Source organism: Natrarchaeobius oligotrophus, assembly GCF_003841465.1.
GTDB lineage: Archaea > Halobacteriota > Halobacteria > Halobacteriales > Natrialbaceae > Natrarchaeobius > Natrarchaeobius oligotrophus.
The window spans coordinates 101,182-124,993 of sequence record NZ_REFZ01000006.1 but is presented as its reverse complement, the minus strand read 5'-3'; the positions used below and the strand labels follow the sequence as shown (position 1 = coordinate 124,993).

Below are 23,812 nucleotides of genomic sequence, written 5' to 3'. Positions count from 1 at the left end.
CGACAGCCGCATCGACCAGCGTCGCTATTTTTCCCACCAGGTGGAGGGAAACGAATACCGCAGCTTAAAGTCACTGGTCGACGAAACGACACACGTTAATGAAGGTTGATGGTGGACTAACGGTCGATAACGGCCCCGGGATTTCCTCTTGATCAATGTCTGTCCAGACGAGCCGATCCGATTCGCTCGCTGAAAGCGAAGTGTTTCACATACTCGGCAACGACAGACGGCGTGCGATCGTCCAGTTACTCGCACGTGAGTCCGGACAGGTCGACGTCTCCGACGTGGCGACCGAGATCGCCTCGAACGAGTCCGACTCGACGCCAGTTCCGAACAACCTCTACAAGAGCGTTTACGTCTCCCTCCAGCAGACGCACCTCCCGCAACTCGAGGAGGACGCGGTCATCGAGTACGATTCCGACGCGAAAACGATCGAACCGGGACCGAACTTCGCCGACGTACTCACCTACATCGACGGCCACGACGACGACTACTCGAGCGTGCTCGCGATTCACCTCGCGATCAGCGTCCTCGGACTCCTCCTCGTCGCACTGGCCGGACTGCAGATTCCGGTGATCGCGAATCTCGATCCCGTTCTCTCGACCGTCCTCGTGTTGCTCGTCGTCGCGGCGAGCAGTCTCTACCAGCTGTTAAACTGAGTACGCGAGCCGTCTCGAACGCGTCTGCGTCACGAGCTTTCGGACTGACTTCGGAACGGCCGGAACGGGAGCAGTTCGATCACGGCGTCGCCTCCTGCGATTCGATCTCGATCCCCTCGAGCACTTCCTCGGCGTGACCCTCGGGAGAGACGCCCTCGTAGACGGCTTCGATTCTGCCGTCGGGACCGACGACGTACGTGTTTCGAAAGACGCCGTCGAACGTGTTCCCGAACAGCTGCTTTTCGCCGTAGGAGTCGTAGAGCGTCGCGACTTCCCCCAGCTCGTCCGAGAGCAGATCGAATCCCAGCTCGTACTCCGCGGCGAAGGACTCGAGGTCGGGGACCGGATCGTCGCTGATGCCGACGACCGCGGCGTCGTTGTCGTCGAATCGCGGTTTCGCCGCGTCGAACTCGCACGCCTCGGTCGTACAGCCGTCCGTGTTCGCGCGCGGATAGAAGTAGACGACGAGTCGCTGGCCGTCGAAATCCGACCGTCGGACCGATTCGCCGTGCTGATTCGGCAGTTCGAACTCGGGTGCCTCGTCGCCAACGTCGAGCATAGCCGTCTGTTAGAGACGACCGTTGTATGTGTTGTGGTTACGGGCGGCGACGGCGATCTGTCCGAACCGACAGCTGTACGTGAGCGAAGCGCTGGCGTCGAAACCCGGTCTCACTCGAGTTGCTCGGCCGCTTCGCGGTCGACAAGCGGCGTCGCGTTCTGCTCGGGGAGGGTCACGACGTCGTCGGCCGACAGCGTGTACTCGCGGTCGTCGACGCCGAGGATCGAACCGACGTCTCTGGTGATCTTGACGGTGACGCGGTCGACGTCCGATTCCGCAGCCGCCACACCGTCGGAATCCCCCGTGGGTTCGCCGTCAGACTCGCCCGCGCCTGGGCCGTCCGAGTCGCCCGCGGATCCGTCCGCCGTCGTTTTCCCGTCCGATCCGTCGAGCGTCTCGGCTGGCTCCGTCGGACGGACGTCACCGTCGTTCGTGTCGGGCGGAGTCGGATTCGACCCGTCGGTCGGGTCGCGGTCGCCGCCCATGACGTCCGCTGCGGAGACACCGCTCGAACCGTCCGACTTCGTCGGCTCGTTCGAGGCGGTCTGGTCCGGCGCGTCGGGTTCCAGCGGCGGTGGCGGCGGATCGTCGGAGACGTCCGGGGCGGACGGCTCGACGGTACGCTCCGGCGACGCTCCGGCGACGTCGTTCGCCTCGCCGGCGGCCCGCCGTTCGTCCGCTCGAGCGGCCGCCACCGGATTGTCGCCGCCTGGACCCGGTTCTCCCGATTCCTCGATCCCCTCGAGAACGTCGAGAACGCGGGTCTTGTTGGATTCGATCCGGTCGACGAGGTCGTCGAACAGGTCGGCTTCCTCGGCCGTCAGTCCCTCGTCGTCGGCCTGCATGCCGGCGGCCGCGAGACTCGCCTGTTTGACGAGTTTGCCCATCCGTCGCTCGTAAACCGCTTCGACGACGTCTTTGGCGGTTTCGATCTCGTCGGTGAGCCGACCCACCTCGGGCGAGGAGAACGGGTCGTCGGCCCGCTCGGCCGCACGGTCGCGTTCGGCCTCGAGGTCGGCGATGTAGTCGCCGACCTCCCGGTAAAACGAAGGGCGCAGGTGCTGGAGACTGTCTTTTTTCCGCTCCTTGCTCTGGACCGAGCGCAACTCGTCGAGATTCATTCTTTTTCCTTTTCGGCCCTGCCGCGTGTCATGAGGAACACGCCGACGTACTCCGGGAGTGACTGGTCTCCCTCGGAGACCGTAAAGATATCGCCACCGAGTTCGACGTCGCCGCCGTCGGTGACGTCGACGGCGATCTCCTGGCCGCGAAACGTCTCCGGAACCGCGTCCGTGAGCGGATCGAACGCGTCGAGTTCGTCCCGTTCGAGGCGAACCGTTTCGAGCCCGCTCCCGCCGTGAAGGCTGCCGGGAAGCCGAATGAGGCGGTTCGTATCCGTCGTCACGGGCTCGTCGATCGGCGCGTTGTCGGCCTCGACGGTCCGGGTTGCGAACCGCTCGGCCAGCTGGGCGACCGCGGTGTGGACGGTCACGTTACCGGACGCTACGCCCTCGCGGTTGTTTCTGGCGGCGTTAAGCGTCGCCTCGGCTTTTCCCTCGCCGATTCCGTCGAACTCCTGTAGCCGCGCTTTCGCCTCCTCGTCGTCGAGCTCGAGCAACCCGTCGACGAACCCCATGAACCGCTCGTGGGTTCGTCGTCCCCATCCGCCGTCGATTCGAAGGGTGCGTCGCTCCGTCGGCGTCTTTCTGCCCATTCCGGCGACGGTTTCGGTCTCGATCAGCTCCTCGAAGTCGAGGCCGATTCCCCGGACGTAGTCGACGATCTCGCGGCGGTGTTCCCGTTCCAGGTGTACCACGTTCTCGTCGCGGACGTGGACGTGGTAGCCGCGCCCGCCGGAGAAGACGACTTCGACGTCCTCGAACGCGAAGTCGTTTTCGAGAAAATCGAGCAGCCGAAACAGGGCCGCCTTGCACTTTTCGAGCATCTCCGCGTAACTGTCCTCGCCCAGCGTCACCGACGGGAGGTGGTCGGCGTCGAGGTCGAAGACGAGATCGGCCGACTGCCAGTCCTTCGCGCTCATCGAACTCGCGCCGGGGTCGCGAAACCGTCCCGCCGAGAAGTAGACGTGACGGGGCCGTTTTCGGACGAGGAACTCCGAGAGGTCGCCGAGCTCGAGCAGCGAGCGGTGTCGGACCATCGTCGTTCCGGGACCGTCGGTCCAGGGGATAAAGCCCCATTCACGCTCGTTGGCAGCAGGCGGCGGCGTAATCTCCGTGCGGCGGTAGTGATCCCGAAATCGCCCCCGAAGATACGCCCTCGTTCGCTCCTCCATTCGCCTGGGTAGTCGTCGGACGGGGGGTTTAATTCTGCCGAATGGTCGACTCGGTTCGAGCCCGCTCGGCCGAGGTCCGAGGCCCCAGCGCCTGCGCTAGGACGGCTCAGCGCCGAACCAGTTCCGAGATCCGGTCCGTGATTCCGACGTCCGAGCCGAGTTTGAGGTAGTAGGCGTCGCCGCCGTCTTCGTAGTAGTTGTCGATCCGGCGTTTGATCTCGAAGCCGAGATGTTCGTAGAACTGGAGGGCGTTTTCGTTGCTCGTCCGGGCGTGGCAGGTGATCGAGTCGTGGTCTTCGGCGACGTGTGCGACGAGTTGTTTGCCGATTCCGAGTCCCCGACAGTCGGAATCGACCGCCAGAAAGAGAATGTAGCCGTCGCGTCTGACGGCGGCGAATCCGACCAGTTCACTCTCCTGAAGGTAGCAGTGAACCGTCGAGCGGCGATAGGCGTCGGTGAAGAAGTCGTATCGCTGCTTGAGCACACCCTCCTGACGTTTGATCTCCTCTTTGAGCTGCCAGGCTTCGTCGACGAAGTCGTCACTCCCCGGCGTGACGACCCGACTGTCGATGTTGACGCTCACTATCACACCATTACATCGTGGCCAATATAATTCCACCGGCAGTCGGCCATCGAGAACGTCAGACGCCGCCGACACGTCTCGCACTTTTCGACGAATCGTCGACACGATTCGCCCTCCGGTCCGGTCGCCACCGCGACCGCCGTCGATTGCATCGGTCCGTCCGTCGGAAACGACGGACATACCACGCCGACGATCGTAGCGTTCGTCCAATGGAGTACGAACTTCGCGACCACACCGCCGACGTCGCGGTCGCGGCGACCGGCGACACGCTCGAGGCGGTCTTCGCCGCGACCGCGGACGGACTGGCCGCCGCGTCGCGGGACGACGAGCCGCCGTCGGACGTCGGCGATCGGTTCTCCGTCTCCGTGACTGCGGAGGGGCGGGAGGCGTTGCTGTTCGATTATCTCGACGAACTGATCTACCTTCGGGACGTCCGGTCCGAGCTTCCGGTCGACAATCGGGTTGAACGCATTCGTCGCGACGACGACGGCGACGAGCGCTGGACGCTCGAGGCGAGCGCGCGCGGCATTCCGCTCTCGGAGATCGTCGCCCGCGACGTCAAGGCCGTCACGTACTCGGAGATGCGAGTCGAACGCGTCGGCGGCGGGTGGGAAGTGTACGTCGTCTTCGACGTGTGAGTTCCGCCCGAGTGCATTTGACCGCGGCCGTGGTAGCCGTCGACGGTGACCCGTTCGATCCGGGCGCGTTCGACGATCGGCGCGGCGGGGCTCGTGTTGCTTGCCGCGGTATCGATCGACGTCGTGAGCGCCCACGAGGAGTACGTGGTCGAGGACGAACGCGACGTCGGCCTCCGCGAGTTTCTGCTCGAGGCGCTGGCCGATCCGTTCGTCGTCGGACCGCTGGTCGCGGGCGCGCTCGTCGTCGTCGCGACGCTCGCGGCGTATCTGGTCGTTCGACCGGTCCAGCGCGACGTCGCCGCGTTTCGGTTCGCGATGCGGGAGTACGTCGAGTACGTCCCGTGGCTGTTGCGAATCTCGTTCGGCATTCCGCTGATCGGTGCCGGATTCAGCGGCTACTTCGTCAGTCCGGCGGTCGAAGTCGACCTCAGACTCCTCCAGGTCGCGCTCGGATTCCTCCTGTTGTTCGGCCTGGGAACCCGCGTCGTCGCCCTAGTCGCGCTCTCGGTCTACCTCGCGGGCGTCGCCGTCTGGCCGACGCTGCTCCTCCAGGTCGAGTTCGTGGGCGGCCTCGCTGCGATCGCGCTGGTCGGCGGCGGTCGACCCAGCGCGGATCACGTCCTCGGCCGGCTGGCGGGTACGCCGGGGACGCTTTACGGGCGGCTCGATCCGGTCCACGATCGCGCGCGATCGGTTCGAGATCGGATCGACTCCGCCGAGCGGTATCTTCCAACCGTCGTTAGAGTCGGCCTCGGCGTCACGTTCGTCTATCTCGGGCTGACCCAGAAGATCCTTCGACCGGGGCTGGCACTCGGCGTCGTCGACCGGTACGAGCTCACCGCGGCCGTTCCGGTTGCGCCGGAGCTGTGGGTGCTGGGTGCCGGACTGGCCGAGGTCGGTCTGGGGCTGGCGCTGCTCGCCGGCTTTTTCACGCGCGCGACCGCGGCCACGGCTATCGCCGTCTTCACGCTCACCCTGTTCGCCCTGCCCGACGATCCCGTCCTCGCTCACGTCGGGCTGTTCGGAATGGCGTCCGTCCTGCTCATCACCGGCGGCGGACCGTACGCGCTCGACGAGCACCTCGAGCGCATCGAGACCGACGCCGATCGACTCGACGCGACGCCGACCGACGGGCCCTGAACCGCCCCGCGAGAGCCCCGACAGCGGACGCTGGAACGGCAACCGAAACTGCCCGACAGCGGTCGCGGAGACGAACACCTTTCACCGTCGAGACCGGACTGATACGTATGAGCGACGTCACCTTCGACGCGGACGACGTCACCCTCGAGCGGGTGAGCGAGTTCGTCTGGGAGATTCCACGGGAGGGAGAGATGCGCGTCCCCGCGCGCGTTCTCGCGAGCGAGGCGCTCCTCGAGGAGATCAAAGAGGACAAGACCCTCGAGCAAATCAGAAACACGACCCACCTGCCGGGGATCACGAAGTACGCCATCTGCATGCCCGATGGCCACCAGGGGTACGGCTTCCCGGTCGGCGGCGTCGGCGCGATGGACGCCGAGGACGGCTGCATCTCCCCCGGGTCCGTCGGCTACGATATCAATTGCGGCGTCCGGATGATGCGGACGAATCTGACCTACGACGACCTGAACGGCCGCGAGCGCGAACTCGTCGACTCCCTGTTCGCCAACGTGCCGTCGGGACTGGGCGGCGGCGGAATCGTCGAGTCGGGCGTAGACACCGTCGACGAGATTCTCGCCCGCGGCGTCGACTGGGCGCTCGAAAACGGCCACGCCGTCGAGGACGACCTGCTCCACTGCGAGGACGAGGGAATGCGCGAGGAAGCCGATCCCGACGCCGTAAGCCAGAAGGCCAAAGACCGCGGGAAGAACCAGATCGGCTCGCTCGGGTCGGGCAACCACTTCCTCGAGGTCCAGCGCGTGACCGACGTCTTCGACGACGAGATCGGCGAGGCGTTCGGTCTCGAGGAAGACCAGATCGTCGTGTTGATCCACTGTGGCTCGCGCGGGCTCGGCCACCAGACGTGTAACGACTACCTCCGAAAGATCGAACGACAGCACAAGGGGCTGCTCGACCGGCTTCCGGACAAGGAACTGGCCGCGGCACCGGCCGGTTCCCAGCTCGCCCGGGAGTACTACGGTGCGATGAACGCCGCGATCAACTTCGCGTGGGTCAACCGCCAGCTCATCATGCACCGCACGCGACGCGTCTTCGAGCGCGTGTTCGACCGCTCCTGGGAGGAGATGGAGATGGAGCTGCTGTACGACGTCGCACACAACATCGCGAAAAAGGAAGTCCACGACGTCGACGGCGAGCAACGCGAGCTGTACGTTCACCGAAAGGGTGCGACGCGGGCGTTTCCCGCGGGCCACCCCGAGGTGCCCAGAGCGTACCGAACCGTCGGCCAACCGGTGATCATCCCCGGCAGCATGGGTGCCGGAAGCTACGTGCTTCGGGGCGGCGAGCGCTCGATGGATCTCACGTTCGGCTCTACCGCCCACGGCGCTGGCCGGCTCATGAGCCGAACGCAGGCGAAAAACGAGTACTGGGGCGGCGACGTCCAGGACGAACTCGAGGGACAACAGGGAATCTACGTGAAAGCCCAGTCGGGTGCGACGGTCGCGGAGGAAGCGCCGGGCGTCTACAAGGACGTCGACGAAGTCGTACGAGTCTCCGACGCGCTCGGCATCGGCGACAAAGTCGCGCGAACGTTCCCGGTGTGCAACATCAAGGGGTGACGCCACGATACGTTCAAACGTACTCGATCGCGGGAGTACGCCGGAACGGCCGACGCCCCCGGCTCACTTCAGGCGAAACGGATTCTCGTCCTCGTCGTCCTCGTCGCCGTCGGACCGCTCGTAGGGCTTTCGCGCCGTCACCGTCACCGTCGCCTCGGGATCGTCCTCGTCGGACCACGGACTGTCGTAGGCCGACAGCTCGAGATCGCTGACCTCCCACCCTTCCGCTTCGATGAGCTCCACGAGCCGGCGCTGGTCGTCGAGCATGTCCTCGTTCATGTCGCCACGTTCGATCCCCCGCGGCGTAGGTTTTGTGCCGGATCGGACCCGAACCGTCGTCAACCGATTCGTCCCCCGACGTGACCGTCTAGCCGTCCGGTGATTCCAACCGAAAGACGTACGTCGTTATCGTCCTCGGTCGCGTATCGGTTCACATGACACCACCGGTTCGCTTCCGAGATCGAGGTTCACGGGGTCGGACCCGACGGATCGATCCGATCGACGAGCGTCTCGACGAGATGGACGAACAGTTGCGCCAGCTCCAGAACACGCTCCGCGCCGTCGCCCGCGAGGCCGGGGTCTCGATCGGCTGTCCGTGCAGCCGCTGCGGACGGAGCCATCTCCTCGTCAAAGACGGGAGTCTCTCCTGTCCAGTCTGTCGGTACCGTCGTTCGTTGTGACCGGAAGTACGGACCGTCCGGTGAACCTTTGGTATCGAAGAGTGCACAATCGAACGATGGGGAAACGCGACGGCGGCGACCGTGGTGATCGCGACGTCGACGGCGTTCGCGGCGACCGCACCGACGCTCGAGGCTACGGCGACGGCTGGCCGAAACTCAGAGAGCGGACGCTTCGCCGGGACGGATACGCGTGTACCCGCTGTGGATGCGACGACCGAACGCTGCAGGCACACCACGTGATTCCGCGCTCGGCAGGCGGTCCCGACGCGCTGGAGAACTTGCTCACGCTCTGTCGTCCCTGCCACGGCGTAATCCACCAGTCGAACGGTTCGTTCGACGACGTGCGAGACGACGCGCCGTTGTTTCCGAAACCGGACGCGCCCGACCCGGTCGCCCGAATGCGCGAACCCGACGACCAGCTGTGCAGTCGTTGTGGAACCGAACGCGTCGATCCCGCGAATCTCGTCGCCTGGACCGACGTTCCCCGGCGGGAAACACGGCGCAACCGAAACCACCTCACGGTCTGTACGCCCTGTGCGGGACTCCTCCTCGAGGAGCACCGAGGGTGCACGATGGAGGCGCTCGAGAGCAACCGCCGCCTCGGACGATCGGAACTCGGCCGCCACAAATCCGACGCCCCAGTTCGACCGAGCGCGTTCGCGCCGTCCCAGGTCGCGATCCGTCGAGAGCCGCGAACCCGTCGCGAGCGACTTATCGACGACACGGCGTTACGATTTCTGTGCAACCACCGTGGCGTTCGCTGGGCGATTCTGATCGCGGTCGCCTTCGCGCTGTTTTCGGCCGGAATGGCCTCGCTGTAGCGTACCGACGGCCACCGGAGACCGGACGTTCGCGACTGCCTCGACGTCATCCGTCTTTTGCTAAGCGAAGAATCGCGTGACTGCGGCGACTTATCGACATCTTTTTGGAAGGAAGGAGGAGGCTTCAGCTATGCAGACAGAACCCTCTTCACGTCATATTGAACGTCGGCTCACTAACCTCCTTCCCTCTGAAGCGCTCGAAGACCACGTCTAGGATGTCGGCGTGGTTGAGTGCGAGTGGAAGCTTCAGATTCCACCGCTTGTCTGGTCGTTCGCGTTCGGCTTCGCGATGGGCGAAGCCGAACGCTTGCGGCATTCAGACGAACCTGACTCAGCAAACATGTTCTTCACAAGATCGGAATCGGTGGTTTTATTAATGTTCGGTAGAGGTTGAATACAAATGACGGATCAATCGAAGGAACCTTGCGGTTCCTACCTACGCGCAATTCATACTGTGTTGGTTGCACTAACATTTGCTGTGTTCTTTAATGCGATAGGTGATGAAGACCCGATCGACGCTATACTCTTTTTCGCCATACCCGCCATAGTTATATATTCGATTCTACAAGTTTATGAGGCGGGAAAAGCAGAATAAACGGGCACACCGGACAGTGCGATATAAACACTAGACTCTTCTGTAGCACATTGTTGATAGAGTGCAGTCTTGCGATTTTCCGTGAGTGCTTCGAACTGAGATGCCGTCTACGAGTAGTTCTACACGCTAGTCCCGTTCAAACGAACAAGGAACCGAACGGTAGCAACAATCACGTACAGAAGAGCGAAAGACCAATGGCCTCGAGTGGTGTTCGCGATGCGAACGAGGCAACGACGACACTGCGGCGACGAGAAGAGCCGCTAGCCGAACTTGCCGGTGATGTAGTCCTCGACGCGGTCGCTCTCGGGATTTTCGAAGATCTTGTTCGTGTCGTCGAACTCGACGAGGTGGCCGCCGGTGAGAAAGACCGCCGTCTTGTCCGAGATGCGAGCCGCCTGTTGCATGTTGTGCGTGACGATGACGACCGTGTAGGATTCGGCAAGCTCCTCGACGAGGTCCTCGATCTTCGAGGTCGCGACGGGGTCGAGTGCGGACGCCGGCTCGTCCATCAGGATGACCTCGGGATCGGGTGCGATCGCGCGAGCGATGCAGAGTCGTTGCTGTTGGCCGCCGGAGAGGTCGAGTCCGCTCGAGTCGAGTTGGTCTTCGACCTCGTCTAACAGGGCGGCGCGCTCGAGGGCGGTGTGGACCTGTTCGTCGACGTCGACGTCTTTTCCCTGGACCCGAAGGCCGTAGGCGACGTTGTCGTAGATCGACTTCGGGAACGGGTTCGGTTTCTGAAACACCATGCCGATCTTGCGTCGGAGGGCGACGGGATCGACGTCGTCGTCGTAGACGTTCTTGCCGTGAAACCGGAGGTCCCCCTCGACGCGGGCGATGTCGATCAGGTCGTTCATTCGGTTGATCGAACGCAGAAACGTGGACTTCCCACAGCCGGAGGGACCGATGAGCGCGGTCACCTGTCGCTCCGGGATGTCCATGTCGATGCCGTGGAGGGCCTGATCGTCACCGTAGTAGACGTCGAGATCCCGAGATTCGATGACCGGGTCGACGACGCGGGATCCGCTCCGGCGTTCGTCGCCGGCCACTGCCGAACTCGTCTCGTCGTCGCTGACTTTCGGTTTCGATACCGTTCGTGGTCCACCGCCGTTCGTATTCATATCTAGTTGGGTGTTCGCCGGGTATAGTCGAGCGCTCGTTTCGGATTCGTTCGTTCGTCGATCCACCCGATTTCGAGCGCGACGCCCGCAGACGTGCCGAAACACTCACCTGACACGTCGAAATCTACGGCCGTCGCGGAGTAAATAGGATACTATGTTGGCTACGTTCAGGGAAGGTTGTCTACGTCCGACTATATAGATTTTTGCTTGAGAGGGAAAATCGGTGGAGCGGCGATCAGCTCCGGGGATCGTACCGGTTCCTGATCAGGATCGCAACCGCGTTCATCAGCAACAGTATCGTCAGAAGGACGACGATCCCCGCAGCCGCGACGTGCTGGAACTCGGGATCCGGACGGGACGCCCACTCGAAAATCATCATCGGCATGGCGCTGAACGGAGCCGTCAACCCGTCCGGGGCTACGAACAGCGACGTGGCCGCACCGACCATCAGGATCGGTGCAGTCTCGCCGATCGCCCGCGAGAGCGAGAGAATGGTTCCGGTCATGATGCCCGGAAGCGCCCGCGGCAAGACGACGTCGCGGATCACCTGCCACTGCGTCGCACCGACGCCGTAGGCCGCCTGGCGCTGGCTGTCGGGAACCGACCGGAGCGCCTCCTGAGTCGAGACGATGACGATCGGCAGGATCAACAGCGTCAGCGTCAGCGCGCCGGCGATGAGACTCGAGCCCAGTTGCACGCTCCTGACGAAGATCGCGAGTCCGAGTAGCCCGTAAACGATCGACGGAACGCCGGCGAGATTCGCGATGTTAGCCTCGATGAACGACGTCAACCGATTTTCCGACGCGTACTCCTCGAGGTAGACCGCCGCACCGACGCCGAGAAAGACCGTGAAGACGGCGGTCAGCGCGATGAGGAAGATCGATCCGACGAGGGCTGGATAGATTCCAGCTCCGCGTCCGCCGGGCAGGAAGTTCTCGATGACCTGCGACGGCGGATACGTCAGGAACTCCCAGGTGACCCACCCCCACGACTCGACGAGGACGTCCGCGATCAGGGCGACGAGCGCGACGATACCGACCAGCGTGGAGGCGAAACAGATTGCGACGAACGCGCGACCGATCAGTCGCTTTCTCGCGATGTCCTCGGTGCCTTCCGCGAAGGGATTGCCCGTGCTCATTGGTACTCCTCCCTGTAGCGCGATTTGATCCACAGGCTGAGCAGATTCATCGAGAGCGTCATCACGAACAACGTCAACCCGACGGCAAACAGGCTCTGGTATCCGATCGATCCCACCGATACGTCGCTGATTCCGATCTGGACCATGTACGCGGTCATCGTCTGAATCGGCTCCAGCGGATCGACCGTGATCTGTGGGTGCATCCCCGCCGCGAGCGTCACCGCCATCGTCTCGCCGATCGCCCGCGAGAGCGCGAGGATGTACGAAGCGATCACGCCCGACAGCGACGCGGGGACGACGACGCTCGTCGAGACCTCGAACTTCGTCGCTCCGAGTCCGTACGCCGCGTTACGGAGATCGTCTGGCACCGCCGACATCGCGTCCTCGCTCAGACTCGAGACCATCGGGATGATCATGATTCCGACGACGATCGCACCCGCGGCCGCGTTGAACGTCCCGGTTTCGGGGTAGAATCGCTGGATCAGAGGCGTGATGAACGACAGCGCGAAAAATCCGTAGACGATCGTCGGGATCCCCGCGAGGATCTCGAGGGTCGGTTTGACCGTCTTTCTGACCTGGGGGTCTGCGTACTCGCTCAGGTAGATCGCGGTCGCCGTCCCGACGGGGATCGCGATCAGCGCCGATCCGATGGTGATGACGAGCGTCCCCCAGACCAGCGGCAACACGCCGTAACTGTGGGGACTGATGACGGGCGACCACTCGGTCTCGGTAAGATACTCGACGATCGAGACGTGCTGGAAGAACTCGATCGATCCCTGAACCAGCACGAGAATAATCCCGAGGGTCGTCAACACCGTCACGAACGCACACGAAAAGAACACGTATCGAATCGCCGCGTTCTTTCGATCGTCGATGCTTCCCGAACTGCCGGCCGTGATGTTCATCGGGTCGTCGTCACTCATTCCAGCACCTCTGCAATCGCGTGTCTGAGCGTTTGCGCTTCCTCCTGGAGTCGTTCGTCGGAGATTCCGTAGAATCCGACGCGGCGGGCCCCCCACTGCGTCCACGAGAGCGTTTCGCCGGATTCGACGACGTCGGCCTCGGTCGCCGGTCCGTCGATCTCCTCGAAGTAAAACTGCGCGAAGGCGCGAACCTCCTCGCGTTCCAGCGCGTCGGCGCGGAAGTAGGTGTACAGCGGACGGGTCAGTGGCTCGTACGAACCGTCCTCGATCGACGATCTCGTCGGCTCGATGCAGGCGTCTCCGTCGTCAACGGCGACGAGTTCGAGGTCGTCTTCGTTCTCGTAGTAGTAGCCCGCCCCGCCGAACCCCAGCGCGTATCGATCGCCGCGAACGCCGCGAACGATGACGTTCGTATCCGCGCTCGCGGAGTAGTCCGACCGGATGTTACCCACCTCACCGGTGATCTCTTCGGTAAAGTAATCGAACGTCCCGGACGCCGGATCGCGCCCGTACAGCTCCAGTTCTTCGTCCGGCCACTCGTCGCGAACGTCGCTCCACGTGTCGATATCCGAACCGGACTCCCAGATTCGCTCGAGTTCGTCCGTCGTGAGACAGTCACACCAGTCGTTTTCGGGATTGACGTAGACGGCGATCCCGTCGAGTGCCGTCTGGAGTTCGACGTACTCGATCCCGTTGGCCTCACACAGCGCACCCTCGTCGTCGCCGCCGTCGTCGAAGATTCGACGGCTCGCGTTCTGGACGTCCGTTTCGCCGTCACAGAACCGCTGAAATCCCGCTCCCGTTCCGGATCCCCGAACCGGAATCTGAACGCGATTGTTGCGCCACTGGAACTCTTCGGAGACGACTGCCCCGTGGGGCAACACCGTATTGCTGCCGTCCATCAGGATCTCCCCCTCGAGATCCGTCTCCCGGCCGCGTGCAATACACCCGGCCAACGCAGAAAGTGTGGTTCCGGCAACGCCGAGGAGAACGCGCCGGCGTGAGAGTCCACCGGCCCGGCCTGCTGTCGGCTCGTTTGCCATCAACTGTGTAGTGGCGACATTTTGTCTAAATACTCTACTATGTTCCCTATATATCTCTATGTGGGACAATCGTTGACCATGGTCCGATACACCTCGTTAGGACTGTACCCAGAAAAGTAACGAACCTCGAACCTCAGTAGCCGGAGATCTGCGTCCGGAATCGGATTCAATCATATTTATGGCTCCGTGATTCGAAACCGAACTATGGAGACGCGCAAGGTTCAGGTGACGGGCGGCTCGACGTACACCGTCTCGCTTCCGAAAGGGTGGGCGACGGCCAACGACGTGAGCGCCGGGACGACCGTCGAATTCTATCCGGAAGACGACTCCCTGCTGTTGACACCACAGAGTGACACCGAGCGACAGGAGGGGACGCTCGACGTCTCCGATCTCGAGGGCGAACGGCTCACCCGGGCCGTGATGACGATGTACGTAAGCGGGTTCGACATCATCCGTCTCGAGGCCGGCCGGATCACGACGGATCAGCGTCGGGCGATCCGCGACGCGACCCAGAGCCTCGTCGGCGTCGAGGTGTTAGAGGAGACGACCGATAGCGTCGTCATCCAGGACTTGCTCGACTCCTCGGAGCTGTCGATCGTCAACGCCGTCTCGCGGATGCGTCTCATTGCAACGTCGATGCTCGCGGACGCGGTCACCGCACTCATCGAGAACGACGACGACATCGCCTACGACGTCATCGAGCGCGACGACGACGTCGACCGACTGTGGCTGGTCGTCTCCCGCATCTTTCGAGCGACGCTCCGGTCGCCGAAAGCCGCGGAGGAACTCGGCGTTCCCCGCGAGGACTGTTTCGACTTTCACTCGAGCGCGCGCCAGCTCGAGCGCGTCGCCGACCACGCCGCCAAGATCAGCAACCTCGCGCTCAAACTCGACGACATTCCGGAGTCGGTCGCCGAGGCGCTCACCGAACTCCACACGGACGCGTCGGACGTCCTGCAGAAGTCGATGGACGCGCTGTTCGCCGAGGAAACCGACGAGGCGAACCGGCTCGGGCACGCGGCTCGTGAGGCCGTCCTCGAGATCGACGAACACACCCGAACGATCGACGACATGCTCCGCGACCTCGAGCCCGTCCAGGCGCAATCACTGGGGTTGATCGTCGACTCGTTATCTCGAAGCGCCGACTACGGCGGCAACATCGCCGAGACGGCCTTACAGAAGGCGGCACCGCGTCCTTGATCTGCGCCTCTCGCGACGGACGTTCCGGAAAACCTCGCGGTCGCATTCGCTCGCGAAACCGTTTCTCATCGGCCAGAATCGACAGTCAGCGGACGATCAGTTCTCGAGCAACACGGCGTTGACCTGTCCGGTCTGGCCGGGGCGGGAGGTGACGCGGGCGTCGCCCTCGGAGGTGGCGATGATCGCACCCTTCGTGATGATGTTTCGGCGAACGTAGTTGGGGTTCGCGTCGTTTTCGAGGACGTCTTCGATCTCGGCGGAGATCGTCTCGCCGCCTTTGTTCACGGTGGCGACGTCCGTCGCCAGTGCGCGGGTTTTCGTTCCGTTACCGCGAACGTCGACGGTTCGGTAGCGGGGCTCGCCGACCTGCGTCTCGGTCGGAAGTCGGCCGAGTTCGTCCTTTCGGCGCTTTCGTACGTTCTTCAGTCGACCGCCGGTCCGCTTTCGCGTAGAGCGTCCCTGATCTTGCATACCCGGGAAAAGATCCGGCGAATACTTGAATGCACGCTTTCGCGCCGACTACAGAACGCGCCGTGACGGGCCGACCGACCGTTCTCCGCTCCGAGGTCGGACCGGCGCTCATACGGATTGCTGTCCCGATGTCCCGGTGTACCCGCCGCCCGTGTCGCGGTTGCGTCGGAACTGACGGACAGTAAACCGGATCACTCGTCGGGAACGAGACAGTAAACGTGTCCGGGTCCCTCGAATACGGTCTCCTCGTCGTCGTCCCAGTAGTTCGAGAAGACGCCCCGTTCTGCGTAGTAGATTCGACCGTCGCGCGGGATCGCGCCGCTGGTGACGTGTCCACGATTTTCGACGCGCCACCGTCGCTCTCCGGTTTCCCTGTCCAGCGCGTACAGGTGCGTGTCGTACGAGCCGACGAGGATCGTCTCGGCGGTGGCGGTCACCGAGCCGATGACGTGGCCGCCCACGTGGGTCGACCACAACTCGTCGCCCGTCTCGGCGTCGAGCGCGTAGACGCGGCGGTCGTCGCTGCCGACGTAGACGATCCCTTCCTCGGGATCGACCGCCGGATTTGACATGATTACCCGGCCCGTCTCGAAGGACCACTCCTCGCTGCCGTCCTCGAGGTTCAGGCGGTAAAAGCGGCCGTCCCAGGAGCCGACGAACGCCGCGCCGTCGTAGACGGGCGTCGTCCCCTTGATCTCCGCGCCGAGGTGAAAGCGTCCGCCGGCCATCGGCTCGCCGTCGGGACCGCCCTCGCCGCCAGCCTGGAACGACCAGGCGAACTCGAGCGACGGAAACTCCCAGCAGTAGACGACGCCGTCGTTCGAGCCGGTGACCAGTCGTCCGGCGTCGCAGTCGATCGCGGGCGAGGGGTGGGGCATTCCCCAGATCCGGTCGTCGCTCCAGGTCGGCGTCCCGGTTTCGGCGTCGATCTCCCAGAGCGCGCCGCTCGCGGGATCGCTGTACTCCGCAAGGAGGTAGAGCGTCCCATCGACGTAAGCGGGGCTCGAACCGATCGCAATCGAGCCGTCGAACTCGCGGATCCCGGTTCGCCAGATCAGTTCGCCCGTCTCCACGTCCACCGCGTACAGCGCGCCGTCGTAGCCGCCGACGTACGCGACGTCGCCGACGACCGCCGGCGTGCCGTGAAAGCCGAGGCTCCGTCCAGCCGCCGTCTCGAGACTCCACCGCTCGTCGCCCTCGGGCGTAAAGGCGTGGACGACGCCCGTATCGCCCGCGACAAGGATCGTTTCGCCGTCCGGCGTCGGCCTGGGCGTCGACTTCGCCGCGGTGTGGCCGATGCGGTTGATCGGAGCCGACCAGTCGACGCGAACGGCGGACGGGACCGTCACCTCCGGGTAGAAGCCGTACCGGCGCAGTCCGCGTCGAAACATCGTGACGTCGTCGTCGACGGGTCTAGGCGCGTGTACGGGTCCCGCGTCGGCCGTCGCCCCCGCGCAGTCGGGCACCGTTCGCCGGGCCCGCGCGCTCGAGCCGACGAGCGTAAGACTCCCGGCCGCGCCGACGCCCGCGAGCAATCCCCGCCTAGAGAGGCGTTCGAATTCGGCTCGAGGTCGTTCGCCTCCGGTTTTTTCCCCGTTCACGCCCCTTCTCGTTCGTCTACGGTGGGTCGAGTAGAAAAATCCTGCCGGTTTCGGACCGCATCGTGGCGAACCGCGCTCCTCACGGGTCGTCCCTCCCCGCTCGCTTCTTCGCGGTTCTCGCTCACTTCGTCTGGCTCGCGGGTCGTCCCTCCCCGCTCGCTTCTTCGCGGTTCTCGCTCACTTCGTCTGGCTCGCGGGTCGTCCCTCCCCGCTCGCTTCTTCGCGGTTCTCGCTCACTTCGTCTGGCTCGCGGGTCGTCCCTCCCCGCTCGCTTCTTCGCGGTTCTCGCTCACTTCGTTCGCTCCGAACCGCGTTCGCTCCGAACCGCGTTCGCTCCGAACCGCGTTCGCTCCGAACCGCGCTACTCCTGTTGTGCGTCGACGACCGCAACGCCAGCCAGATTCACGATGTCCTTGACCTCGTCGCCGCGCTGGAGGACGTGGACCGGCTCGTCCATTCCGACGAGCATCGGTCCGATGGCGTCCGCGCCGCCGAGTCGCTGGAGCAGCTTGTAGCCGATGTTGCCCGACTCGAGGTTCGGGAAGACGAGGACGTTTGCCGGCTCGTCGAGTTCAGAGAAGCCGTACGTCCCCTCGAGGATGTCCTCGACGACGGCGGTGTCGGCCTGCATCTCTCCGTCGACCGGGAAGTCGACTTCCGGATCGTTCTGGAGCATCTTCGCGGCACGTCGTGACTTTCGAGTGTTCTCGTTGTCGACGCTACCGAAGTTCGAGTACGAGAGCAACGCGGCGCGCGGTTCGACGTTAAACCGGCGAGCGAGTTTGCCCGTCTGTTTGGTCACCTCCGCGAGCACGTCCTCGTCGGGCGACTGGTTGACCGTGGCGTCGGCGACGAAGATGACGCGGTTTTTGAACGTCAGCAGGTAGACCCCGGCGGCGTAGTCGACGTCCTCGGCGGTTCCGATCACCTGCAACGGCGGCCGGAGCGCGGACGGGTAATGGTGCGAGAGCCCGGTCATGAGGGCGTCGGCGTCGCCCTGTTCGACCATCACGCTCCCGAAGTAGTTGGTGTCGCGCTCGATGAGCTCGCCCGCTTCGGTCCGGGTGATCCCCTTGCGCTGGCGAAGCTCGTGAAGTCGATCTGCGTACTCCTCGTAGTCGCCGACCGAGGGGTCGGCCACCTGCGGCTCGAAGTCGAGTCCGAGATTCGCCGCCGTTCGACGGATCTCGCTCTCTTCGCCGATGAGAATCGGCATCGCGATTCCCTGTTCCTGGATCTGGTAGGCGGCTCGGATCATCTTCTCGTTTTCGCCCTCCGCGAGCGCGACGGTCTTCGGATCGCTCTTGGCCTTGTTGAGCACGACCCGCATCATCTCGCGGGACTTGCCGAGTCTGGCCTCGAGTTCCTCTTCGTATTCGTCGAGGTCGATCTCCACGCGGGCGGCTCCGGACTCCATCGCCGCTTCCGCGATCGACGGCGCGACCCGGAAGAGAACGCGCGGATCGACGGGCTTCGGAATGATGTAATCGGGTCCGTACTGGATCGGATCGTCGCCGTAGGCTTTGACGACCGCGTCGGGCACGTCCTGGCGGGCGAGGTCGGCGAGGGCCTCGGCACAGGCGACTTTCATCTCCTCGTTGATCTCGGTCGCGCGCACGTCGAGTGCGCCCCGGAAGATGAAGGGGAATCCGAGGACGTTGTTGACCTGGTTCGGATAGTCCGATCGGCCGGTTGCCATGATGACGGTGTCGTCGCGCGCCGCCTTCGCCTCCTCGTAGCCGATCTCCGGATCCGGATTGGCCATCGCGAAGACGATCGGATCGTCCGCCATCGACTGGACCATCTCCTGTGAGACGAGGCCGCCGATCGAGAGGCCGACGAAGACGTCCGCGCCCTCCATCGCGTCAGCGAGATCGCCCTCGGGCACGTCGCGCGCGAACTCCTGTTTGTACTCGTTGACGTCGCCACGGTCCGCGCGGGCCTCGGTGATGATTCCCGAGGAGTCACACATCGTGACGTTTTCCTTTCGACAGCCGAGCGAGACGTAAAACCGGGCCGTCGCGATCGCACTCGCGCCCGCTCCGGAGAAAACGATCTCGAGATCGTCGAGCTCCTTGCCCGCGATGTCGGCAGCGTTGAGAAGCGCCGCGCCGGAGATGATCGCTGTCCCGTGCTGGTCGTCGTGGAAGACAGGGATGCCGATCTCCTCGCGCAGTCGCTCCTCGATCGTGAAACACTCCGGCGCTTTGATGTCCTCTAAGTTGATGCCGCCGAACGTCGGCTGCATCATCTTGACGGCCTCGACGAGTTTCTCCGGGTCGGCCTCGTCGAGTTCGATGTCGAAGACGTCGATATCCGCGAAGCGCTTGAACAGCACGCCCTTGCCCTCCATGACGGGCTTCGACGCCTGCGCTCCGATGTCTCCGAGTCCGAGCACCGCGGACCCGTTCGAAACGACGCCTACGAGATTTCCTTTCGCCGTGTACGTGTAGGCCTCCGTTTCGTCTTCGTCGATCTCCGTACACGGTGCGGCCACGCCCGGGGAGTAAGCGAGCGAGAGGTCGCGCTGTGTATTCGTCGGTTTCGTCGTCGAAATCTCGATCTTTCCCGGCGGATCCGTCCGATGGTACTCGAGTGCGTCCTCGTCCAGTCCCATACAGAACCCACTGTGGCCTACCATTAAAAGCAATGCGAAAGGGGTATTCGTCGATTGTCGAACATCACGATTCTTTATTCGCTGATTCGACTCTTTTATACGGACCGCCCTAGTGAAGGTGTGTATGGACGTCGCGCTTGGTGGGACGTTCGACCCCGTTCACGACGGTCACCGGAAGCTGTTCCAACGGGCGTTCGAACTCGGAGACGTGACGATCGGGCTGACCAGCGACGAACTCGCACCGAAGACGCGACACGTCGAACGACACGTCAGGTCGTTCGACGAGCGCCGGGAGAGTCTCGAGGAGGAACTCGACTCGATCGCCGCGGAGTACGACCGCGCGTTCGAGATCAGGCCGCTCGAAGAGCCGACCGGTATCGCGACCGAGCCACAGTTCGAGTACCTCGTCGTCTCGCCGGAAACGCGAGACGGCGGCGAACTGATCAACGAGATCCGTCGCGAACGGGGATACGATCCGCTCGAGGTGGTCGTCGTTCCGCACGAACTCGCCGACGACGGCGACATCATCTCGAGTACGCGAATCGTCCGCGGAGAGATCGACGAGCACGGAACCGTCCTCGACGACTCCGACGCCGAGTGATACGACCCTTCTGACGATTTGCTGACGAACCACGGGTAGTCACGGTTGTACCGGAACTGAGTTCTGACGGTCCGTACGATCCGTCGGGTGGAGTCGTCTTCAGCTACTCGTCTTCTATCGCCGCTTGCGTTTCGTTTCCGACCGCTTACCGCCCGGTCGTTACCACCGGGGCGGTTCGAGCCCGGCGTCCTCGAGCATGGTCTTCCATCGCGTTTGAATCGAGAGCCGCGAGACGTCGGCCGCGTCGGCGACGTCGCCCTGCGTTCGGCCGTCGCCGGCGACGAGCGAGCCGGCGTAGACGCTCGCCGCGAGAACTGCCCGTTTCGATCGATCGTCGGACGGAACGTCCGCGAGAAAGAGATCGGTCGCGCACGATCGGGCCTCGCTCGACAGCTCGAGACGGTCCGCGATCGCCTCGAGTTCCTCGAGCCAGGGTTCGTACTCGATCCGATCCCGAGCGCTGTGCATATCCGGGGTGTCGGTCCGGCGGTGGATAAATCCCGCGCCGTCCGCGGCGGTTCTGAACCGGGGAGAGCCATCAATCGGGCTCTCGTCCACCGAGACGTCCAATGCGGTACTACTGAACCCAACGTTCAGCTACGAACGAGTAGGTTGATTGGCCGTTCTCCCGCGGTTTCACTAGGAGACGACTACTAAAGCGGTTGCTTGGGAAAGGTGGGGGCATAGCTCGCCCGCTCCCGTCGGGCCCGCGTCCGTCATGAAGGAACCAACCTGCAAACTCGTCTGTACCGGCTGCGGGCTCGAGATGCCCTACCGAGATCGGTCTCTGGCCGAGCAGGCCGCGGAACTGCACCAGCTTCGTGACCCCGAGCACGTCACGTTTATCGTTCCACCGGACTGGTCACCCGAGGAACCGGTCAAACACGAGTAGTCAGTATCGACAGCTTCATACTCGATTCGTGAATAGGCGACACCCAGGGCGCGGGTAGCCAAGCCAGGAAACGGCGCAGCGCTTAGGACGCTGTCCCGTAGGGGTCCGCCGGTTCAAATCCGGTCCCGCGCACTGAGGAGCGAAGCGACGAAGAGCAGGATCGATTTGAATCCTGCAAGTCACAGCCCGGAACGGCCCGAAGGGCCGCACGCTCGGAATGTCTTGCTCCGGTTCGAATCCGGTCCCGCGCACTACTACCTTGCTCACGTCTTGCTGTTTCGAGTGAACACACGAACATGTGTGTAAGTAGATATGAACGCTGCAACATTCAGGTCGAGCCTGGGAAACCATCAAACTTGTCCGAGGACGAACACCGAGCACCGCAACGAACACTAACGCACCGACTACCGTGAGCACCGATATCGATTTGAACAGTCGTTTCGGCGAGAAGAGACGAATCCGAAACCGATCGATTATTCGGATTATACCGCGTACGTGGCAGGCGTTTCGAGCCGTCGTTCTCGACATGGAGACGGTCGATCCGTACTTAGCGTCGGCCAATTCTGGGGTTGTTCCGTCTCTTGATCGGCTTCTGTACTGTGCGACGTAAAGAAATGTAGATTTCCGAAATCGGACGTTCTATTGACGGGTTACGCGGGACTCCCGTCGTGCTCGGCGATCTCGAAAAGGTCGTCGTAGCCTTCGTCGGACGGGAGCCTGAGCTTCGACGTCCTCGAGGGCCCCTTCGGTGACCGCTTCCTCGATCACGTCGACGACGACCTGCGCGTGAAAGGCGGCGTCTGCCGGATCGTCGTCGCCGATCTCCTCGCGTTCGGCGACGCGGTCGACGAAGTCGTCGAAGCCGAACCGCTCGACGTCGTCGACCTCCTCCAGGAACCGACCGAGTTCCTCGGGGAGCTGCGCAGCCAGGTTTTCGGCTTCGCCGGGCTGGATGCGCTCCGAAAGCGTCGTCAGGGTCGCGCGGGTGATGCTCAGTGCGGCTTCGCGGGAATCGAGCCGTGCTCGATGCTGGATTTCGCCGATGAGTTCGTCGTACTGCATGGACGTCCCTTTCCAATTCGATCGTATCAGACTGAACCTTTCAGGAGAAAGCTGGCTGCTGGACGCCAGAAACCCCGGACGGACCGATCGAAGGGAGTCGATCGCCGAACGATCTCCGCCGTCCGTTGCTCGCCGATCGATCGCGTTCGCCTCGCCGCCGCGCACGTCGGGAATCGAAAGACAGTTTGAACGCAGGATGCTACGGAAACCCATGCTCTCGATCGCGCTTGCCGGAAAACCGAACGCCGGCAAGTCCACGTTCTACACCGCGGCGACGATGGCGGACGTCGACGTCGCCAACTATCCGTTTACCACGATCGACGCCAACCGGGGCGTGAGCTACGTCAGGACCGAGTGTCCCTGTCTCGAGCGAGACGAACGCTGCAACGCCGACGACTGTGCGGACGGAAAGCGATACGTCCCGATCGAACTGCTGGACGTCGCGGGGCTGGTTCCCGGCGCACACGAGGGGAAGGGACTCGGAAACCAGTTTCTCGATGAGCTGACGAACGCGGACGTCATCGTCAACGTCGTCGACGCCTCCGGAGGAACCACCGAGAAGGGCGAGCCGGTCGATATCGGCAGCCACGACCCGCTCGAGGACATCGACTTCGTCGAAGAGGAGATGGATCTCTGGCTGGCCGGCATCGTCGAGCGAAACTGGGAATCGATCGAGCGCAAGTCCCGCTCTCCGGACTTCGACGTCGACGAGGCGCTCTCGGAGATGCTGACCGGGTTCGGAGCGTCACCCGCCGACGTCGCCGCCGTGTTGCGCGACCTCGAGTATCCCGAGGACCCCATCCAGTGGGACGACGATCACCGCGAAGCGCTCGCCCGCGACGTCCGTCGGCGAACGAAGCCGATCGTCGTCGCGGCGAACAAGATCGACGTGGCTCCCGAGGAGAACGTCGAGCGGTTGCTCGACCTCGACAAGCCAGTGATACCGACGACGGCCGAGGGCGAGCTCGCGCTCCGCCGGGCGGCCGAAAGCGACCTCGTCGCCTACGACCCGGGCGACGAAACCGTCGAGATCGGCGACGACGTCAGCGACGCCCAGCGCGAGGCGCTCGAGGGACTCGCAGAGACGATGGACGAGTGGGACGGAACGGGCGTCCAGTCCGCGCTCGACTACGCGGTGTACGATCTGCTCGATCGGGTCACGGCGTATCCGGTGGAGGACGCCTCGAAGTGGTCCGACGGAAGCGGAAACGTTCTACCGGACGCGTTCTTGCTCTCGAGGGGGTCGACACCCGTTGACCTCGCGTACTCCGTCCACTCGGACATCGGTGATGGCTACCTCCACGCGGTCGACGCCAGGTCGGGCCGCGAGGTGAGCGACAGCTACGAACTCGAGGAAGGCGACGTGATCAGGATCGTCTCGACGGCCTCCTGATCGCTGACAGAACCGGCACGTTCGCGTACCGGAGATCCGAAACGGGCGCGCCAGGCGAGTGCGCTGTACGTCTGAGAAACGAGTACCTCGGCTGCCGACTCGGTCGTGGTGGCGATCGCCGCAGTCTACGGCGCTATCGCCTCACGAGAGTCGTGGCCGGTTCGTGGATCGGACTGGTGCTCGCGCGTTCGGACTCACGAGCGCGGTT

Annotated in this window: 23 protein-coding genes, 1 tRNA gene and 2 pseudogenes; 11 read left to right on the top strand and 15 right to left on the bottom strand. The window is 63.6% G+C overall.

What is annotated here, in order from left to right; translation table 11 throughout:
• Positions 1-155 precede the first annotated feature (155 nt).
• Positions 156-659, top strand: a complete 504-nt coding sequence (locus tag EA472_RS10580) for a DUF7344 domain-containing protein (protein ID WP_124191483.1) — start codon at positions 156-158, stop codon at positions 657-659.
• A gap of 79 nt (positions 660-738) precedes the next feature.
• On the opposite strand, the gene EA472_RS10575 is transcribed toward EA472_RS10580, so the two are convergent.
• From EA472_RS10575 to EA472_RS10560, 4 genes are all read right to left on the bottom strand, one after another.
• A complete protein-coding gene (locus tag EA472_RS10575) occupies positions 739-1,218 on the bottom strand; it encodes a peroxiredoxin (RefSeq protein ID WP_124191482.1) in 480 nt (159 codons plus the stop codon).
• A gap of 110 nt (positions 1,219-1,328) precedes the next feature.
• Positions 1,329-2,339: a DNA replication complex subunit Gins51 gene (locus EA472_RS10570; RefSeq protein WP_124191481.1), complete on the bottom strand. Its 1,011-nt coding sequence runs from the start codon at positions 2,337-2,339 to the stop codon at positions 1,329-1,331.
• Positions 2,336-3,511: a DNA primase small subunit PriS gene (priS, locus tag EA472_RS10565; protein ID WP_124191480.1), complete on the bottom strand. Its 1,176-nt coding sequence runs from the start codon at positions 3,509-3,511 to the stop codon at positions 2,336-2,338. Before priS ends, EA472_RS10570 begins: the two co-directional genes overlap by 4 nt.
• 106 nt (positions 3,512-3,617) lie before the next feature.
• A complete protein-coding gene (locus EA472_RS10560; RefSeq protein ID WP_124191479.1) occupies positions 3,618-4,094 on the bottom strand; it encodes a GNAT family N-acetyltransferase in 477 nt (158 codons plus the stop codon).
• A gap of 209 nt (positions 4,095-4,303) precedes the next feature.
• Between EA472_RS10560 and EA472_RS10555 the strand changes: the two genes are divergently transcribed.
• The 3 genes from EA472_RS10555 to EA472_RS10545 all read left to right on the top strand — a co-directional run bounded on the left by EA472_RS10555 (position 4,304) and on the right by EA472_RS10545 (position 7,446).
• Positions 4,304-4,732, top strand: coding sequence for an archease (locus EA472_RS10555; protein WP_124191478.1), 429 nt, complete (start codon positions 4,304-4,306; stop codon positions 4,730-4,732).
• Positions 4,733-4,807: 75 nt separating this feature from the next.
• A complete protein-coding gene (locus EA472_RS10550) occupies positions 4,808-5,872 on the top strand; it encodes a DoxX family membrane protein (RefSeq protein ID WP_243637832.1) in 1,065 nt (354 codons plus the stop codon).
• A gap of 107 nt (positions 5,873-5,979) precedes the next feature.
• On the top strand, positions 5,980-7,446 hold the full coding sequence (locus tag EA472_RS10545) for an RtcB family protein (protein ID WP_124191476.1): 1,467 nt from the start codon (positions 5,980-5,982) through the stop codon (positions 7,444-7,446).
• Positions 7,447-7,509: 63 nt separating this feature from the next.
• Here the strand turns inward: EA472_RS10545 and EA472_RS10540 are convergent, their stop codons facing one another.
• Both EA472_RS10540 and EA472_RS22500 read right to left on the bottom strand, forming a co-directional pair.
• Entirely contained in the window at positions 7,510-7,725 is a 216-nt protein-coding gene (locus EA472_RS10540) for a hypothetical protein (protein WP_124191475.1), read from the bottom strand.
• Positions 7,726-7,913: 188 nt separating this feature from the next.
• Positions 7,914-8,066 carry a hypothetical protein gene (locus EA472_RS22500; RefSeq protein WP_165874870.1) on the bottom strand — a complete coding sequence of 51 codons (153 nt, stop codon included), beginning with the start codon at positions 8,064-8,066 and terminating at the stop codon, positions 7,914-7,916.
• Between the two features lie 116 nt (positions 8,067-8,182).
• On the opposite strand from EA472_RS22500, the gene EA472_RS10530 reads away from it, so the two are divergent.
• The gene (locus EA472_RS10530) at positions 8,183-8,947 is read left to right on the top strand and encodes an HNH endonuclease (RefSeq protein ID WP_124191473.1); all 765 of its coding nucleotides are present in this window, start codon (positions 8,183-8,185) and stop codon (positions 8,945-8,947) included.
• Between the two features lie 130 nt (positions 8,948-9,077).
• Positions 9,078-9,274, top strand: a pseudogene (locus tag EA472_RS10525) (IS4 family transposase); the annotation flags it as partial.
• A gap of 528 nt (positions 9,275-9,802) precedes the next feature.
• On the opposite strand, the gene pstB reads toward EA472_RS10525, so the two are convergent.
• From pstB to EA472_RS10505, 4 genes are all read right to left on the bottom strand, one after another.
• The gene (pstB, locus tag EA472_RS10520) at positions 9,803-10,663 is read right to left on the bottom strand and encodes a phosphate ABC transporter ATP-binding protein PstB (RefSeq protein ID WP_124191472.1); all 861 of its coding nucleotides are present in this window, start codon (positions 10,661-10,663) and stop codon (positions 9,803-9,805) included.
• Between the two features lie 235 nt (positions 10,664-10,898).
• Entirely contained in the window at positions 10,899-11,801 is a 903-nt protein-coding gene (gene pstA / locus EA472_RS10515; protein ID WP_124191471.1) for a phosphate ABC transporter permease PstA, read from the bottom strand.
• Entirely contained in the window at positions 11,798-12,706 is a 909-nt protein-coding gene (gene pstC, locus EA472_RS10510; RefSeq protein ID WP_394341343.1) for a phosphate ABC transporter permease subunit PstC, read from the bottom strand. Before pstC ends, pstA begins: the two co-directional genes overlap by 4 nt.
• Positions 12,707-12,720: 14 nt before the next feature.
• Positions 12,721-13,767, bottom strand: coding sequence for a PstS family phosphate ABC transporter substrate-binding protein (locus EA472_RS10505; RefSeq protein WP_124191469.1), 1,047 nt, complete (start codon positions 13,765-13,767; stop codon positions 12,721-12,723).
• A 204-nt stretch (positions 13,768-13,971) separates the two neighbouring features.
• On the opposite strand from EA472_RS10505, the gene EA472_RS10500 reads away from it, so the two are divergent.
• Positions 13,972-14,967 (top strand): phosphate uptake regulator PhoU, encoded by a 996-nt coding sequence (locus EA472_RS10500; RefSeq protein WP_124191468.1) that lies wholly within the window; start codon positions 13,972-13,974, stop codon positions 14,965-14,967.
• A gap of 96 nt (positions 14,968-15,063) precedes the next feature.
• Here EA472_RS10500 and EA472_RS10495 read toward each other — a convergent pair whose 3' ends face one another.
• The 3 genes from EA472_RS10495 to EA472_RS10485 form a co-directional block, all read right to left on the bottom strand.
• Positions 15,064-15,438: a 30S ribosomal protein S8e gene (locus tag EA472_RS10495; protein WP_124191467.1), complete on the bottom strand. Its 375-nt coding sequence runs from the start codon at positions 15,436-15,438 to the stop codon at positions 15,064-15,066.
• A 191-nt stretch (positions 15,439-15,629) separates the two neighbouring features.
• Positions 15,630-17,039 carry an outer membrane protein assembly factor BamB family protein gene (locus EA472_RS10490; RefSeq protein ID WP_124191466.1) on the bottom strand — a complete coding sequence of 470 codons (1,410 nt, stop codon included), beginning with the start codon at positions 17,037-17,039 and terminating at the stop codon, positions 15,630-15,632.
• A 361-nt stretch (positions 17,040-17,400) separates the two neighbouring features.
• Positions 17,401-19,656: an NADP-dependent malic enzyme gene (locus EA472_RS10485; RefSeq protein ID WP_124191465.1), complete on the bottom strand. Its 2,256-nt coding sequence runs from the start codon at positions 19,654-19,656 to the stop codon at positions 17,401-17,403.
• A 124-nt stretch (positions 19,657-19,780) separates the two neighbouring features.
• Here EA472_RS10485 and EA472_RS10480 point away from each other — a divergent pair, with 124 nt between their 5' ends.
• Positions 19,781-20,257: a phosphopantetheine adenylyltransferase gene (locus tag EA472_RS10480; protein ID WP_124191464.1), complete on the top strand. Its 477-nt coding sequence runs from the start codon at positions 19,781-19,783 to the stop codon at positions 20,255-20,257.
• 159 nt (positions 20,258-20,416) lie between these two features.
• Here the strand turns inward: EA472_RS10480 and EA472_RS10475 are convergent, their stop codons facing one another.
• Complete coding sequence (locus EA472_RS10475) at positions 20,417-20,725, bottom strand: transcription initiation factor IIB family protein (protein WP_124191463.1); 309 nt, start codon at positions 20,723-20,725, stop codon at positions 20,417-20,419.
• Positions 20,726-20,975: 250 nt separating this feature from the next.
• Here EA472_RS10475 and EA472_RS22495 point away from each other — a divergent pair, with 250 nt between their 5' ends.
• Both EA472_RS22495 and EA472_RS10470 read left to right on the top strand, forming a co-directional pair.
• Positions 20,976-21,149 (top strand): hypothetical protein, encoded by a 174-nt coding sequence (locus EA472_RS22495; RefSeq protein ID WP_165874869.1) that lies wholly within the window; start codon positions 20,976-20,978, stop codon positions 21,147-21,149.
• A 48-nt stretch (positions 21,150-21,197) separates the two neighbouring features.
• Positions 21,198-21,281, top strand: a tRNA-Leu gene (locus EA472_RS10470).
• 518 nt (positions 21,282-21,799) lie between these two features.
• Here EA472_RS10470 and EA472_RS10465 read toward each other — a convergent pair.
• Positions 21,800-22,211: pseudogene (locus EA472_RS10465) on the bottom strand (DUF2267 domain-containing protein).
• A gap of 211 nt (positions 22,212-22,422) precedes the next feature.
• Here EA472_RS10465 and EA472_RS10460 point away from each other — a divergent pair.
• Complete coding sequence (locus tag EA472_RS10460; protein WP_124191462.1) at positions 22,423-23,604, top strand: redox-regulated ATPase YchF; 1,182 nt, start codon at positions 22,423-22,425, stop codon at positions 23,602-23,604.
• Positions 23,605-23,812 lie beyond the last annotated feature (208 nt).